This is a genomic window from Enterobacter sp. 118C5 (assembly GCF_034107645.1).
Taxonomy (GTDB): domain Bacteria; phylum Pseudomonadota; class Gammaproteobacteria; order Enterobacterales; family Enterobacteriaceae; genus Enterobacter; species Enterobacter nematophilus.
Genome location: NZ_JAWNEU010000001.1, coordinates 715,777 through 733,840 on the forward strand (window position 1 = coordinate 715,777; position 18,064 = coordinate 733,840).

The window sequence follows — 18,064 nt, forward strand, 5'->3', positions numbered from 1 at the left end:
GGCGTTGGTTTACGCAATTAACAGTTGATGATTCGCCAGCAGCGTCGCCAGGTCCGTCTGCACGCCGTTGAGCGTCACCAGGGTGGTTGGCGAGAACTGACCAGCGGTACCGTCCAGATCCACCTGGATTTCGGTATTGCTGCCGTTCTGCACCACGCGGACGTAATCGGTGATATTGCCCGCGCTGCTGTCCAGCGTGGCCACGCCGTTCACATAGCTCGCCGAGCCCGTGCCGGTATAGCCGCTGCCGGAGAGCAGATCGCGCAGGTCAATACGATCCGTGTCCGCCGTGCCTTCCCAGGTGCCGACGGTGAAGCCGTTCACCACGTCGTGACCGTTACCGCCCGTCGCGTCCGAGGCGTTGATCAGCTTGTAGAGCAACGTATCGTGGCCGCCGCTGCCGATGTTGAAGGTGTCGTTCCCGCCGCGGCCTTCGAACTGGTTATCACCGCTGTTGCCGGTGATGACGTCGTCGAAGTCCGAGCCGTTGATGCCTTCAATGTTCACCAGCGTTACGGTATCGAATCCGGTACTCTGGGCCGTTGAGCGTCCCAGATCCACGGTGACGCCGGAAGTGGCGTTACGATAATCCACAACATCCATACCGCCTGTACTGCTCCAGGTGTCGTGTTCAGAGGTCGTCGTCCAGCCACCAGAACCGTTGTAGGTATACGTTCCGGCCTCAGCGATAAAGGTATCGTTGTAGCCGGTACCTATCAGGGTACCCTGGTGACCGCCCGTGGCCGCTTCAGCGGTCAGGGCATAACTTTCTTTACCGTCCCCTGCCGTCAGCCCATCCCAAGTTTCATTGCTCGATACACCGTTAACGGCGCGAACCAGCACCGCGCGGTACGTTTCACTGGGATCCAGACCGTAAAAACTGATGAGCGATGAAGAATCGTTAATGCCGATCCCGGACTGGGCATTGATGATTTCGCTGGCGACCAGTTGACCTGCCGAGTCGTAAAGCTGGACCGTGTTGCCAAAGAAGGCGTTAATCCCTTCGCTGTCGACAATCTTCAAATGCAATGCCGTTCCAGGCGCGACCGTATTGGTATTCCGCTCCAGCAGCACCGTACCGTTTTGACGGAAAATCAGCAGATCCTGTGCACCATCCCAGTCGTAATCCAGCAGGGCCGCGCCGGATACCTGGCTTGACGTAGCGGTACTGAATTTTGAGGCGGTAAAGCTTGCGGTACCCTCCAGTCCATCATTGGTGTAAAGATAAGACTGCCCGCTATTCGCCAGCTTGATGATGTCCATCTTGCCGTCGAGGTTCCAGTCCACCGCCACGCTGACGTTACCCACAAACTTATCCGTGGTCGCCGTTCCAACCGCAGTGCCGGCAAGAAGGTTACCGCTACCGTCGTTCAGCATTAACACCCCGCCCTGGCTGGTTCCGCTGGAGGTGCGCGACATGCTCATATACAGGTCCATATAACCATCACCGTTAAAGTCGGCCCAGGTCATACTTACTGCGCTGGACGCTGCGGCTGCGCCATAGCCGCTGTACATGGTGTTGGTAAAATTTTGCCCCCAGGTAAATATGCCATTGCCCTGGTTAAACATGGTCGACAGGGCGTAGTTGTTGCCCCCATTGGTCGTATGCTGGGCAATATCTACTTTTCCGTCGTTGTTTAAATCCACGCCGGACGTTTCAATCAGGCTGTTGTAGTTACCTACCGTTGAGCCCGATACAAAATTGGAGTACGTCCCGGACTTCGAACTGCCCGTCAGCGCGCCGTTGTTATTGAGCATAAATGTGCTGGAATCCGGCCCACCCGCATCGCCAATCACAAAGTCGGTGTAGCCATCGCCCTGAATGTCAATGGCGACCACCGCGCCATACCACACCGCAGCCCCCATATTGGTCAGCGTACTGGAGGTGTAGGTCCCATCTCCGTTGTTAATCAGCTGCGCCATGTACGAGTAGCTTGTTCCTTCCGCCAGCACGTCAGCCAGCCCGTCGCGGTTGATATCCGCGTAGGTACCGGTTGTGTAATTTCCCGTCATCGAGAAATTACCTGAAACGGTGTAAGAATTACGGCTACCGGCGTTTGCCGATGCGAATTGCTGGTTAGCCATAATCGTCCACAGCCCGTCCGCATCCAGCATATAGCTGGAAGAATAGGAGTAGTTCGCGGCGGTAAATGACCAGGTCGGTGTCAACGACTCTTCACTGCCCACGATCAGGCTACCGGTAGTCAACCCGGCGGTATTGCCGTTGCCCGCGCTGCTTTTCACCTGTGCCGTGACATCGTAATTCTTCACGCTCAGCGCATCGCCGTCCGGAAGCTGCAAATACCATGTGTTATTATCCGGATCGACCACGACCGCACCGCCGGGCTCTGAGGTATAGGTCTTATCGTTCACGGTGATAACCACGTACTCGCCGTTGGTCAGTCCCGCCGATACCTGACCACTCAGGATCGGGGTGATGTCCGTCGTAGTCTCAGGGTTAATGCTCACCGTGGTGGTCGGGATGCTCGTATCCACTTTCAGCACGAAATCATCTGAATCGGTGAAGTTGCCTGCCAGATCGGTCACACGCAGCGTATAGGTGTGATTACCGTCGTTCAGACCGCTGTCCTGGAAATACCAGCTGGCAGCGCCGTTCATCGTCACCTGTCCCAGCAGTACACCGTCACGATACAGCTGCACAATCTCGCCACTTTCCGGCGCACGGTTAAGCGTCCCGCTAATCAGCGGCGCGTTATCGTCCGTTGCCACCGCGCTGCCGAAGGTGCCCTGACGCTCCCCTTCACCGTCGGTATAGCTCACTACCGTGCCTACGGTGGTTGGCGGCGTGGTGTCCACCGTCACCACCTGGGAGGCGGTGGAGCCAACGTTGCCCGCCTGGTCGATAATCCGCACCTGGTAGGTGTAGTCTCCGTCAGGCAGATCGCGGGTATCGGTGTAGCTCCAGCGCAGGTTGGTGACCGTGGTATCGAGCCAGGTATTCCCACCGTCGAGGCTGATCTGTACGCGCTCGTCGCTTGCCAGCGCGCTACCCAGCGAACCGTTGATGGTCAGCGTGGTGTCCATGGTGATGAAATCACTGCCGGACTGGCCGGTATCTTCGCTGATGCTGTCGATAGTGACGCCGTACTGCGGCGCCTGGGTATCCACCGTCACCGCCTGCGACGTAGTTGCCCCGACGTTGCCCGCCTGGTCAATAACACGGACCTGGTAGCTGTAGCTGCCGTCGGTCAGGGTACGCGTATCGCCGTAGCTCCACTGCGTACCGCTCACGGTGGCGTATACCCAGGTGCTGCCGCCGTCCATGCTTACCTGAACGAACTCACCCGCGCCGAGTTCTGCACCGAGCGTTCCGTGCAGCGTGTACGAGGTCGAACTGGTCAGGAAGTCGTTATTGTCGAAGCCGGTATCCACGGTGATGTTATCCACGGTCACCGTAATTGCCGCATCCGGGGCGACCGTATCGACGGTCACCTGCTGATGGGCGCTGGCCCCCACGTTGCCCGCGGCATCCACCACGCGCACGTAGTAGTCATAGGTCTGGTTACCCAGCGTACGACCGTCCACGTAGTACCAGCTGCTGCCGGTGACGATCGCGTTCTGCCAGGTGACGCCGCCGTCAAGGCTGATCTGGACATACTCGCCGTCCGCCAGCGTCGCGCCGAGCGAGCCGTGCAGCGTCAGGGACGTATCGTTAGTGATAAAGTCGCTGCTGCTCAGGCCGGTATCGTCGCTGATGCTGTCGATGGTGATGCTTTTGCTGGCGTCCGGCGCAACCGTATCAATCGTCACTATCTGGCTGGCGGTGGCGCTGATATTGCCCGCGTCGTCAATCACGCGCAGCTGGTAGTTGTAGTCTCCGTCGGGCAGCGTACGACCGTCCACGTAGGTCCAGCTCAGGCCGCTGACGCTGACGTCGGTCCAGGTGACCCCGCCGTCGAGGCTGATCTGCGCGTGGTCGCCGCTGCCCAGCGCCGCGCCGAGCGTCCCTTTCAGGCTGATCTGGTTGTCGCTGGTGATAAAGTCGCTCCCGGACAGGCCGGTATCCTGGGTGACGGAATCCACGGTAATGGTCGTCGCCGCAGGCTTCGTCAGGTCAATCACCACGTCCTGGCTGTCCGTAGCCCCCACGTTTCCGGCGTTATCGATTACACGCACCTGGTACTGATACGTACCGTCCGTCAGGGTACGGCCGTCGGTGTAGCGCCAGGTGGTCCCGGTCACGGTCAGGTCAATCCAGGTGGTGCCGCCGTCGAGGCTGATCTGCGCCTTCTCGTTATTGCCGAGCTGCGCGGTCAGGGAGCCGTTAACCACTACCTGAGCGTCGTTGGTGATGAAATCACTCGCGCTCAGGCCGGTATCGTTTTGCAGCGAATCAATGCTGATGCCCATCGACGGCGCGGTGAGATCCACGGTGACGGTGTGGTTATCGCTGCTGCTGTTGCCGATGGCGTTGCTGACCTGCGCGTTAATCACGTACGAACCGCCGTCTGCCAGCGCGGTGACGTCTGCGCTGCCCACCGTGTAGCTCCAGGTGCCGTCATTCTGCACGGTCGCCGCGTAGGTTTTGCCGTTCAGCGTAATCGTCACCGTCTGGCCCGCAGGCGCGTCGGTGGTGCCGCTGACGACCAGCGGCGTGCCGTGCTCGGCGGCGTTGACGATATCGTCCTGCGCAAAGGTGTTTATCGCGATGGTTGGGACATCGCCGTTCAGCGTCACGTCGTGCGTCGCGCTGCCCGGGTTGCCCGCCTTATCGCTCACCGACGCGGTGATGGTGTAATCCCCGTCGCTCAGGCCGAGGAAATCACGGCCCGGCACGAAGACCGACCACGATCCGTCCGCCCCGACGGTCGCCTGATAGCTGTGCCCGTTGAAGGAGACGGTCACCGTCTGGCCCTGTTCCGCGGTGGTGGTACCGCGGATGGTCTGGCCCGCCAGCTGCTCCGCGTTGTTAACGATATCGTTGTCGGCCACGGTGCTGATGGTGACGGTTGGCGCGACGGTATCCACCGTTAAGGTATGCGTGGTCTGGCCGCCGTTACCGGCTTTGTCGTTGACCGACGCGGTGACCGTCAGCGCCCCCTGGCTCAGGATAGCCAAATCTGCCGCCGGCACGTCGAGCGTCCAGGTGCCGTCGCTGCCGACAAGCGCAGTGTAGGTTTTGCCGCCCAGCGTCACGGTGACGGTCTGGCCCGCCTCCGCGCTGGAAGAACCGTGTACCGTCAGCGGCTGCTGCGCTTCCAGCGCGTTCAGCATGTCGTCACCCGACAGCGTCGCAATGCTCACGACCGGTGCGGTGGTATCCACGCTGATGCCGTGCGTCGCCGAGGCGCTGTTGCCCGCGCTGTCCTGCGCCGACACGGAGACCTGATAGCTCGCGCCATCCGCCAGGGCACCCACGTCGGCGGCCGGAACGGTGGTCGTCCAGCTGCCGTCGTTCTGGATGGTGGCCGTATAGGTCTTGCCGTTCAGCGTCACGGTGACCTGCGTCCCGCTGGCAAACTGGGCGCTGGAGCCGTTAATCACCAGCGAACTGCCCGCTTCTGCCGCGTTGATGACGTCGTCACCGTTAACGGTGTTCACCGTCAGCGCCACGGAGGCGGTGTTCACCACCACATCGTGGGTCTGGGTGCTGCTGTTGCCCGCGCTGTCGGTAATGGTCGCGCTAATGGTCACGGAGCCGTCGGTCAGGGCAGAAATCACGCTGGCCGGAACGCCCACGCTCCAGTTGCCGCTGGCGTCAACGGTGGTGGTGTACTGGTTCGAACCGATGGTGATGACCAGCTTATCGCCGACGCTCGCGCCGGTTGCCGTGCCGCTCACGATCTGCGCCTGCCCGTGCTCCACGCTGTTGATGACGTCATCGCCCGCCACGGCGTTAAAGCTGACGGACGGCGGCGTGGTATCAAGCGTAATCGCTTTGCCCGCGCTGCCCGGGTTACCCGCGGCGTCGCTCACGCTGGCCTGCACGGTGTAGCCGTTATCCGCCAGTGCGGACAGATCGGTGCCCGGCACGTTGACGCTCCAGATACCGCCCTGCTGCACCTGCGCGGTATAGCTCTTGCCGCCCAGCGTCACGGTGACCGTCTGCCCGGCTTCCGCCGTGGTGGTGCCGGAGATGGCCACGCCCGCAGCCGCTTCGCTGGCGTTAATCACGTTATCGCCTGCCACCGTATCAATAGTCACGGACGGCGCGGTCGCATCCACGCTGTACTCGCGGCCTGCCGACGCGCTGTTGCCGTGCGCGTTGGTAACGCTCACCTGCACGCTGGCGTCACCGTCCTTCAGGCCCGCGAGATCCGCGGAAGGCACGGTGGTCGTCCAGTTACCGTCGGCATCCACTTTCGCGGAATAGGTTTTGCCGCCGAAGGCGATCGTGACGGTCTGGTTTTCCTCCACGTTCGAGGTGCTGCCCGAGAGCACCAGATCCGCGCCTTTCTCCGCCGCGTTAATCACGTCGTCGGTGGCAATCGCATTAATGCTCACGGCGACCGCTGAGAGATCGACGGTCACGTCGTGGCTGATTGAGACCGGGTTGCCCGCCGCGCTCTGGCCAGCAGCGGTCACGGTCACCGTGCCCGCAGCCAGAGCCCCCACGTCCGCGGCCGGGATCGCCGCGCTCCAGGTGCCGTCCGCCAGCACGGAGGCCGCATAGGTTTTGCCGTTCACGGTGACGGTGAGCGTGGTGCCCGCCGCCAGCCCGTCGCTGGAGCCGGTGACGATCAGGTTTTGAGTATGTTCGATGCTGTTAATCACATCGTCGCCCGCCACGGTATCAATGCGCAGACCCGGCAGGCTGGCGTCTATAACGATTTCGCGCTCGCCCGCGCCGGTGTTGCCGTGGCCGTTGGTGACGGTCGCCGACACGGTCAAATCGCCGTTGCCCAGCGCGGTCAGGACGGACTCCGGCACGCTCACGGACCAGGTCAGATCGTTCTGTACCGTCGCGGTGTAGCTGTTGCCGCCAATGGAGACGGTGACGGTATTTCCCGCTTCCGCGTTCGCCACCTTACCGCTGATGGTCTGTCCCGCGGCCACTTCCGCCGCGTTAATCACGTTATCGCCCGCCACGGTGTTGATGGTGACGGTCGGCAGCGCGGTGTCGACCAGCAGGTTCGCGGCGCTGCTCACGGTGTTGCCCACGCCGTTAGCGGCGATGGCGCTCAGGGTGTAGTTCGCTTCGCCCAAACCGGCCAGATCCGCTGCCGGAACCGTCAGGCTCCAGCTGCCGTCCGCCGCCGTCGTGGCCGCGTAGTTTTTACCGTTGAGGGTCACGGTCACCACGGTGCCTTCCGCCAGGTTAGCGCTGGTGCCGCTGACGCTCAGATCCTGACCTTTCTCCACCGCGTTGAGCACGTTATCGCCGCTGATGGCGTTAAAGCCCACGGACGGCAGCCCGGTATCGACGGTGACGTTATGGCTGCCGGTGCCGGTATTGCCTGCGGCATCGGTGACTGACGCCGTGACGGTCACGGTGCCGTCCTGCAGGGCGGAAATCACGCTCGCCGGTACGCCCACGCTCCAGTTGCCCGCCGCGTCCAGCACGGTGGTGTACGTCTGGCCGCCAATCGTGACGGTGACGGTATCGCCCGCCGCCGCGCCGGTGGCGGTGCCGCTGACGATCTGCGCCTGCGCGTGCTCAGCGATGTTAATCACGTCGTCGCCCGCCACGGTGTTGATGGTCACCGCAGGCACGGTCACGTCCACCGTCAGGTTGCGATCGACCGACGCCGGGTTACCCGCTTTATCGCTGACGCTTGCCGTCACGGTGACGCTGCCGTCGCCGAGCGCCGCCAGGTCCGCTGCCGGGACGTTCAGCGTCCAGCTGCCGTCCGCGCCTGCGGTGGTGGTGTAGTCTTTACCGTTCAGCGACACGGTCACCGTCTGGCCCGCTTCGGCGGTGCTGGTGCCGGACACGGTCAGATCGCTCTTCGCTTCGGCGGCATTCAGAATGTCGTCCGTCGCCAGGGTGTTGATGGTCACGGACGGCGCGGTGGCATCCACGCTGTACTCGCGGCCCGCCGAGGCGCTGTTGCCGTTGACGTTGGTGACGCTCACCTGCACGCTGGCGTCGCCGTCCTTCAGGCTGCCCAAATCGGCAGACGGTACGGTGTATGTCCAGCTGCCGCCATCGCCCACGGTGGTGGTGTAGATTTTACCGTTCAGGCTGATGGTCACGGTCTGCCCGGCCTCCACGTTGGTGGTCGCCCCGGACAGCACCAGATCCGCCCCCTTCTCCGCCGCGTTAATCACGTCGTCGGTGGCAATCGCGTTGATGCTGATGGCAACGGTCGCCAGATCCACCGTCACGTCGTGGCTGATGGTAATCGGGTTGCCCGCTGAACTGTCGCCAGTGACGCTGATTTTCACGGTGCCTTCCGGCCACGCGCTCACGTCAGTGGACGGGATCGCCGCGCTCCAGGTGCCGTCCGCCAGTACCGTCGCCGCATAGTCTTTGCCGTTGACGTTGACGGTCAGCGCCGTGCCTGCCGCCAGCCCGTCGCTGGAGCCGGTGACGATCAGGTTCTGCGCGTGCTCGATGCTGTTAATTACGTTGTCGCCCGCCACGGTATCGACGCGCAGGCCCGGCAGGCTGGCGTCGATGGCGATCTCGCGCTCGCCGGAACCGGTGTTGCCGTGGCCGTTGGTGACGGTTGCCGTCACGCTCAGGCTGCCGTTGCCCAGCGCCGTCAACACGTCAGACGGCACGTTCACGGACCAGGTCAGATCGTTCTGCACCGTTGCGGTGTAGCTGTTGCCGCCAATGGTCACGGTTACCGTGTTGCCCGCTTCGGCATTCGCCACGGTACCGCTCACGGTCTGGCCCGCGGCCACTTCCGCCGCGTTAATCACGTTATCGCCCGCCACGATGTTGATGGTGACGGCCGGCAGCGCGGTGTCCACCAGCAGGTTCGCGGTGTTGCTGACGCTGTTGCCCACGCCGTTAGTGGCGGTCGCATTCAGGGTGTAGTTAGCCTGGCCGAGACCGGCCAGATCGGACGCCGGAACCGTCAGGCTCCAGCTGCCGTCTGCCGCGGTCGTCGCCGTGTAGTTTTTACCGTTCAGGGTTACGGTCACCACGGTGCCTTCCGCGAGGTTGGCGCTGGTGCCGCTGACGCTCAGATCCTGGCCTTTCTCCATCGCGTTCAGGACGTTGTCATCGCTGATGGCGTTGAAGCTGACCGATGGCAGACCGGTATCGACGGTCACGTTATGCGTGCCGGTGCCGGTATTGCCTGCGGCATCGGTGACTGACGCCGTGACGGTCACGGAGCCGTCGCTGAGGCCGGAAATCACATTCGCCGGTACGCCCACGCTCCAGTTGCCCGCCGCGTCCAGCACGGTGGTATAAGTCTGGCCGCCAATCGTGACGGTGACCTTATCACCCGCTGCCGCGCCGGTGGCGGTGCCGCTGATGATTTGCGCCTGGCCGTGTTCTGCGATGTTAATCACGTCGTCGCCCGCCACGGTGTTGATGGTCACCGCAGGAACGGTCACGTCCACCGTCAGGTTGCGATCCGCGGACGCCGGGTTACCCGCTTTATCGCTTACCGATGCGGTGACGGTCATGCTGCCGTCGGTTAATCCTGCCAGGTCCGCCGCCGGGACGTTCAGCGTCCAGCTGCCGTCCACGCTGACGGTGGTGGCGTAGTCTTTGCCGTTCAGCGACACGGTTACCGTCTGGCCCGCTTCGGCGGTGCTGGTGCCGGATACGGTCAGATCGGCTTTCGCCTCCGTAGCGTTCAGAATGTCGTCCGTCGCCAGGGTGTTGATGGTCACGGACGGAGCGGTGGCATCCACGCCGTACTCGCGGCCCGCCGACGCGCTGTTGCCGTTGACGTTGGTGACGCTCACCTGCACGCTGGCGTCGCCGTCTTTCAAAGGCGCCAGATCGGCCGCTGGCACCGTGGCGGTCCATTTACCGTCGGCGTCCACCGTGGCGGTGTAAGATTTGCCGCCAAAGGTGACGGTGACGGTCTGGTTTTCTTCCACGTTGCTTGTGGTGCCGGAAAGCACCAGATCCGCGCCCTTCTCCGCCGCGTTAATCACGTCATCGGTGGCGATGGCGTCAATGCTGATGGCAACGCTTGCCAGATCCACCGTCACATCGTGGCTGATGGAGACCGGGTTACCGGCGCTGCTCTGGCCCGTAACGGTCACGGTGACCGTGCCCGCGTTCAGCGCGCTAACGTCTGCCGCCGGAATGGCCGCGCTCCATGTGCCGTCCGCCAGAACGGTGGCCGGATAGGTTTTGCTGTTTACGGTCACGGTCAGCGTCGTGCCCGCTGCCAGGCCGTCGCTGGAGCCGGTGATAATCAGGTTTTGAGTACGTTCGATGCTGTTGATCACGTCGTCGCCCGCCACGGTGTTCACGCGCAGGCCCGGCAGGTTAGCGTCTATAACGATTTCGCGCTCGCCCGCCCCGGTATTGCCCACGCCGTTGGTGACGCTGGCTGACACGGTCAGATCGCCGTTGCCCAGCGCCGTCAGCGCAGATTCCGGCACGGTAACGGACCAGGTCAGATCGCTCTGCACCGTTGCGGTGTAGCTGTTGCCGCCAATCGTCACGGTCACGGTGTTGCCCGCCTCGGCATTCACCACCTTACCGCTGATGGTCTGGCCGGCAGCCACTTCCGCCGCGTTAATAACGTCGTCACCCGCGACGGCGTTGATAATCACCCCCGGCAAAACGGACTCGACGTTTACGGTGTGCGACGCGCTGGTGCTGTTGCCCACGCCGTCCGTTGCTGACGCGGTGACGGTGTAAAGCGCCTCGCCCAGTTGACCGACTTCGCTCGCCGGAACGGTGGTGGTCCATTTTCCGTTATCGTCCACCTGCGCGCTGTACGCCCTGCCGTTCAGCATCACGGTCACCACCGCGCCCGTCGTCAGGCCGGATGCCGTACCGGAGATCGTCAGATCCTGCGTTTTCTCGGTATTATTGATCGCGTCGTCACCGGAAACGGTGTCGATGGTCAGCACAGGCGCGGTCAGGTTCACCTCCACGCCGTGCGTGGCGCTGTTGCTGTTGCCCGCCTTATCGGTCAGCGCGGCGGTGATGGTGTAATCCCCGGCGATCAGCGCGGTAACGTCTGCCGCAGGCACGCCCACGCTCCAGTTGCCGGAGGCGTCCAGGGTTGCGGTGTAGGAGTTGTTATTGAGGGTAACGGTAACCACATCGCCCGCCGCCGCGCCGGTCGCGGAACCGGTGACAATCAGGGCCTGCGCGTGCTCGGCGCTGTTGATCACGTCGTCATCGGAAACGGTGTTAATGGTCAGCTGTGGAACGGTGGTATCGACCAGCACGTCGCGATCCGCAGCGGCCGGGTTGCCCGCCTTATCGGAGACCGCCGCGCCGATGGTGTAGCTGCCGTCGGTAATCACGCCGACATCCGCAGAAGGTACGGTCACGCTCCAGCTGCCGCCAGCCTGCACGGTGGTGGTGTACTCTTTGCCGTTCAGGGTTACGGTCACGGTCTGGCCCGCTTCGGCGTTGGAAATGCCGTTGACGATCAGATCCTGCTGCGCGTCGGCCGCATTGATGATGTTGTTGTCGCTGACGATTTCGATGGAGACCGTCGGCGCGGTGGCGTCCACGCTGTACTCACGCCCCGCCGAGGCGCTGTTGCCGTTCACGTTGGTGACGCTCACCTGCACGCTGGCGTCGCCGTCCTTCAGGCTGCCCAAATCGGCAGACGGCACGGTCGCCGTCCAGCTGCCGCTGGCATCCACTGTCGCGGTGTACGACTTGCCGCCGAAGGTAATGTATACGGTCTGGTTTTCTTCCACGTTGGTGGTGGAGCCGGACAGCACCAGATCTGCGCCTTTCTCTGCCGCGTTAATCATGTCGTCGGTAGCAATAGCGTCAATGCTGATCGCGACCGCCGCCAGATCCACCTTCACGTCGTGGCTGATGGAGACCGGGTTGCCCGCCGCGCTATTTCCCTCGACCTTCACGGTCACCGAGCCTGCGCCGAGCGCGCTGACGTCTGCCGCCGGGATGGCCGCCGTCCAGGTACCGTCTGCCAGCACCGTGGCCCCGTAGGTTTTGCTGTTTACAGTCACGGTCAGCGTCGTGCCCGCTGCCAGGCCGTCGCTGGAGCCGGTGACGATCAGGTTCTGCGCATGCTCAATGCTGTTAATCACGTCGTCGCCCGCCACGGTATCGACGCGCAGGCCCGGCAGATTGGCGTCTATAACGATTTCTCGCTCGCCGAAGCCGGTGTTGCCGTGGCCGTTAGTGACGCTGGCCGACACCGTCAGATCGCCGTTACCGATGGCGGTTAATACCGCGGAAGGCACGTTGACCGACCAGCTCAGATCGTCCTGAACCGTCGCGGTGTAAGTATTGCCGCCGATTGAAAGGGTGACAGTGTCACCGCTCGCCGCGCCGCTCACTTTCCCGCTCAGGGTCTGCCCGGAAGCCACTTCCGCCGCGTTAATGACATCGTCCGTGGCGACAGGGTTGATGGTGACCTGCGGCAGCGCGCTGTCGACCAGCACGCTGTGGCTGGCGCTCGCGCTGTTGCCCGCGGCGTCGGTCACGCCTGCCGTCACGGCGTAGCTCGCTTCGCCCAGGGCCGAGACGTTTGCCGCCGGAACGGTGACGCTCCAGCTGCCGCTGGCGTCGGCGGTGGCGGTATAGCTGATTCCGTTCAGGGTCACCGTAATGGCTGTACCTTCCGGCTGGTTGCTGGTGCCCGAAATCTGCAGATCCTGACCTTTCTCGACCGCGTTAATCACGTCGTCAACCGCCAGGGTATTGATGGCAATCACCGGCGCGGTCAGGGAGACGTCGAACTCATGCGTGGCGGTGGTGTTATTACCCGCTTTATCGGTGAGGGTTGCGGAAATCGTCTGGTCGCCGTTAGCCAGCGCGCCCACGTCTGCCGCCGGAACGCCCACGCTCCAGCTTCCGGACGCGTCCAGCATCGCGGTGTAGTCTTTTCCGTTCAGGGTGACGGTAATCACGTCACCCGCCTGCGCGCCCGTAACCTTGCCGGAGACGATCAGCGCCTGGCCGTGCTCGGCAATATTTACGATGTCGTCGACCGCGACGATGTTAAAGCTAATCTGCGGCACGGTGGTATCCACCAGCACGGAGGCATCCGCGCTGGTCGGGTTGCCGGCTTTGTCGGATACGGAAGCCGTGACCGTGGCGTTACCGTCGGCGATGCCCGCCAGATCGGCTGCCGGCACGTCCAGCGTCCAGCTGCCGTCGGCCTGCACCTGCGCGGCGTACTGCTTGCCGTTGAAGGTCACGGTCACCGTCTGGCCCGCTTCGGCAGTAGACGTTCCGCTCAGGGGCAAATCCTGCGCCGCCTCTGCCGCGTTCAGCATGTTATCGCCGCTGATGGCGTTGATGGTCACCGTTGGCGCGGCGGTATCGACGCTGAATTCCTGCGCAGACGACGCCGCGTTGCCGTTCACGTTGCTCACGCTTACCTGCACGCTGGCGTCGCCGTCTTTAAGGCCGCTCAAATCGGCAGCCGGTACGGTGTACGTCCAGTCGCCGTTGGCGCCCACCGTCGTGGTGTAGGTTTTACCCGCAAAGGTAATGGTGACGGTCTGGCCCGCTTCTACGTTTGATGAGGTGCCGGACAGCACCAGATCCTGGCCTTTTTCCGCCGCGTTGAGCACGTTGTCCGCGGTCACGCTGTTGATGCTGACGGCGACCGGCGCGAGATCGACGTCCACGACGGTGCCTATAGTCACCGGGTTGCCGGAAGGATCCTGCGCGCTTGCCTTGATATCCAGCGAACCGTCCGCCCACTGGGACACGTCCGCTGCCGGTACCGCCGCCTGCCAGGTGCCGTCCGCCAGCACGGTTGCGGAATAGACCTTGCCGTTAATGGTCACCGTGACGGTGCTGCCCGCCGCCAGATCGGTGCTTGAGCCCGAGACAATCAGGTTCTGAGCGTGCTCAATGACGTTAATAACGTCATCACCCGCCACGGTATCAATACGCAGGCCCGGCAGCTGGGCGTCGATGGTGAAGTCCAGCGAAGACGAGCCGGTATTGCCGTGCGCGTTGGTGACGCTGGCTGAAACGGTCAAATCCCCGTTGCCGAGCGCGGTGAGCTGGCTCTGGGTTAACGGCAGGCTCCAGGAGAGATCGTCCTGCACGGTAGCGGTAAAGGTCTCTCCGCCCAGAATAATGGTGACAGTGTCACCTGCCGCCGCGTTAGCGACCTTGCCGGTCAGGGTCTGGCCTGCCGCTACTTCTGCCGCGTTAACGGTATTATCGCCCGCCAGCGCGTCGATCGTGACAACCGGCAGCGAGCTGTCCACCAGCACGTCGTGGCTCGCAGAGGCGCTGTTGCCTACGCTGTCGGTCACGTTCGCCGTCACGGTGTAATTCGCTTCGCCCAGCGCGCCGACCGCAGCCGCCGGTACGGTAACGCTCCAGCTGCCGCTATCATCGGTTGTCGTCGTGTAGTTAATGCCGTTCAGGGTCACGGTGATGGTGGTGCCGGCAGGCTGGTTGCTGGTGCCGGCGATCTGCAGATCTTCGCCTTTCTCGACGGCGTTAATCACGTCATCCGCTGCCAGCGTGTTAATGCCGATGGCTGGCGTCACGGTATTCACCACCACGTCCAGTGAATGGCTGCCGGTGTTGCCGGACCTGTCGGTCACGGAGACGTCGATTGTCCAGGTGCCGTCAGTTAGCCCCTGCACGACCGACGCGGGCAGGCCGAGGCTCCAGTTGCCTGATGCATCCACCACGGTGGTGTAATCCACGCTGTTGATAGTGATGGTGACAAGATCGCCCGCTGCCGCTCCGGTCACGGAGCCGCTCAGGATCTGAGCCTGTGAATGGGCGAGCTGGTTCACGGTGTTGGTGGCGGTGACAAAGTCGTTAATGGTCACCTGCGGCACGGTCGCGTCCACCAGCCCAACGCGGTCCGCGCTGCTGGCGTTGCCCGCCACGTCGCTGACGGTTGCCGTCACGGTGACAATGCCGTCTGCCAGCGCCCCCACGTCGGCCGCAGGCACGCTCAGCTGCCAGGTACCGTCCGCCTGAACCGTGGTTTGATAGGTTTTGCCGTTAAGGGTCACGGTGACCGTCTGGCCGGGTTCCGCCGTGCTGCTGCCGCTTAACGCTAAATCCTGCTGCGCTTCCGCCGCGTTAATGATGTTGTCGTCGGTCAGGTTATCGAGCGTAATCGCCGGAGGCTGCGTATCCACCGTGACCACGCGCGACGCGTCGGCACTGTTGCCGCTGACGTTGGTGACGCTGACGCTCACCTGCGCGCGCCCGTCAATCAGGGTTTCCATGGCGCTGGCAGGCACGGTCAGGCTCCAGGAGCCATCCTGCTGCACCTGCGCGGTAAAGGTCTGGTCGGCAAATTTCACCACCACGGTTTGCCCCGCCTCAACGCCCTGCGTCTGGCCGGAAAGGGTTAAATCGCTCCCTTTTTCTGCCGCGTTCAGCAGGTCATCGCCGGAGACGGTATCAATGGTGACCGCCACGGCGTTGAGATCGAGTTCAATCGGGTGTTCCGCTTCAACGGTGTTGCCCCAGGCATCTTTCGCGCTGACGCTTACCGTCATACCTCCCGCCGTCCAGGCCTGCAGATCCGCAGCAGGAACGCCAATGCTCCAGCCGCCGCTGGCGGTAACCACGGCGTTATATTCGACGTTATTGATGGTGACGACAATCGGCGTACCCGCGGCCAGATGGGTGCTGGCACCGGTGACGGTCAGATCCTGCAGCTGCTCGATGGCGTTGATCACGTCATCGCCGGAAATGGTGTTTACGCGCAGACCCGGCAGTTCCGCGTTGATATTGATATCGCGCTCGCCGGTGCCGGTATTACCGTGCCCGTTGGTCACGGAGGCGGTAAAGGTCAAATCCCCGTCGCCGAACGCCTGAAGATCCGCTGATGGGATCGTGACGTTCCAGGTCAGATCGCTGCCCACCGTGGCGCTGTAGCTCTTACCGCCGACGGTAACGGACACCGTATCGCCCGCCGCCGCGCCGGTAACGCGGCCGCTGAGGGTTTGGTCCACGCCCGCTTCGGCGTTGTTGACCAGGTTATCCCCGGCAAATGTATTGATGATCACCTGCGGCAGCACGGTATCGACCAGCAGCGTTGCCCCGGCAGAGCCGCTGTTGCCCACGCTGTCGGTGCCGTTGACGCTGACGGTGTAAAGGGTGTTCGCCAGATTCAGGACGTCGGGTACGGGCACCTGTACCGCCCAGATACCGTTTTCGACGGTAGCCTGATAGTTGACGTTGTTCAGCGTCACGGTAACGGCGCTGCCGTCCGGCAGGTTGCTGGTTCCGGTCAGGCTCAGCGGCTGCATCGCCTCCCGGGCATTCAGCACGTTGTCCTGGCTGATGGCGTCAATCGTGAATTCCGGCGGGTTGCCGCTCAGCGCAATGCCGTGCGTGGCGCTACCGGTGTTCCCCGCTGCGTCGGTGACGGAGACGGCAATGGTGTGGTTGCCCTCACCCAGCGTGCCGACGACTGAAGCAGGAACGCCCACGCTCCAGCTGCCGTCTGCCTGTACGACGCCCGTGAAGGTCTGGCCGCCAACGGTCACGGTGACGACATCGCCTGCCGCCGCGCCGCTCGCCTGCCCGGAAATAATCTGCGCCTGGCCCTGCTCGCTGGTGTTCAGGATATCGTCACCCGCGACGGTGTTGATGGTGACGACCGGCGCCTGGGTATCCACCGTGAAATCTGCGGTCACGGACGCGCCGTTGCCCGCTTTGTCGCTGACGTTCACCGTCAGGGTGTGGTTACCTTCACTGAGGGTCTGCACCTCGCTGGCCTCCAGCGTGACGGACCAGGTGCCGTCGCCGCCCACCGTGGCGTTATAATTTTTACCGTTCAGCGTCACCGTCACAATCTGCCCGGCTTCCGCGTTGGTTTTACCACTCAGCGTCAGCGGCTGGTTGTGCTCAGCGGCATTAATGATGTTGTCCTGCGCGAGCGTATCGACGGAGAGCGTTGGCGCAGCGGTATCCACGCCGATTGTCTGGCTTCCGCTCACGGTGTTACCCGCCGCGTCTTTGCCGCTGACGCTGACGGTCCAGGTGCCGTCGCTGAGCGCCTGCGCGTCTGCCGCAGGCACGTTAACGCTCCACGCGCCGTCTGCCCCCACCTGGGCGGTGTAGGTTTTACCGTTCAGCGTTACGGAAACGTCGGTTCCCTGCGCCAGATGCTGGCTGCTGCCGGACAGCGTAAAGCCCGCGGACTGCTCGCTGGCGTTAATCACGTTGTCACCCGCCGTTGTCGCCAGCGTAAGCGTGGCCTCGGCCGTGGAAACGGTCACGGTGATGTTGCCCGCGGACGTGGTTTTACTGCCGTCGATCTGCACGACTGACCAGGTGTGCTCCCCGTCGGCCTGGGTCGGGAGTTTTACCGTCCAGGTACCGTCTTTACCGACCATCGCGCTGGCGATGGTGCTGCCGCTGCCGTCTTTAATCTGGATGGTCGCGCCCGGCTGACCGGTACCGCTAAAGGTCGGCGCGTTATCGTCCGTGAGGGCGTTTGCGCTCAGTACTCCCTGCTTGTCGCCCACCTTGTCCGACAGCAGGAAGGTCGGCGTGGCGCTTTCCACTTCTTTGGTGTTATCAATAACTTTCGTTTTGGTTTCGCCGTCACCGCCGTGGGCCAGCAGTGCGCCGATAGCGCCGCCGCCTAACGCCGCCCCAGCAATCCAGCCCCACGGCGCATCGCTCAGGACGCTTCCCTGCTCCAGGAAGGGTTCAATACTGCTAATGGGTGTGGCCTGCGCGGTTAATTCAGTCACGGCAACGCCTGACGCTTCCCCGGCATCGGCGAAAGAGAGATGAGTCAGTTCCTGCCCGTCGTTGAACACCAGCTCTGACTGATGTTGGGTTTCAGGATCTTCAACAAAATAGTTATTGCAGCGAATAACGCTGCCGTCCTTCATATAAATGAGAAGGTCTTTACCCTGGCGGACATAACGCACCACGTCCTGAGCAGAGCCCTGAATTTCAATCACGCTCGGCGATGAAATAGAGACCGACAGATTTCCTACGCCGGTTAATTTCGTTTTCTCCGCCGTTTTGCGAATGATGACATCAACAACCTTTACGTTACTCATT

Annotated in this window: 1 protein-coding gene; it reads right to left on the reverse strand. The window is 62.8% G+C overall.

Annotation, left to right across the window (positions count from 1 at the left end):
• Positions 1 to 9: 9 nt before the first annotated feature.
• Positions 10 to 18,063 (reverse strand): Ig-like domain-containing protein, encoded by an 18,054-nt coding sequence (locus UTO39_RS03395; protein WP_320726466.1) that lies wholly within the window; start codon positions 18,061 to 18,063, stop codon positions 10 to 12.
• Between the last annotated feature and the right edge of the window lies 1 nt (position 18,064).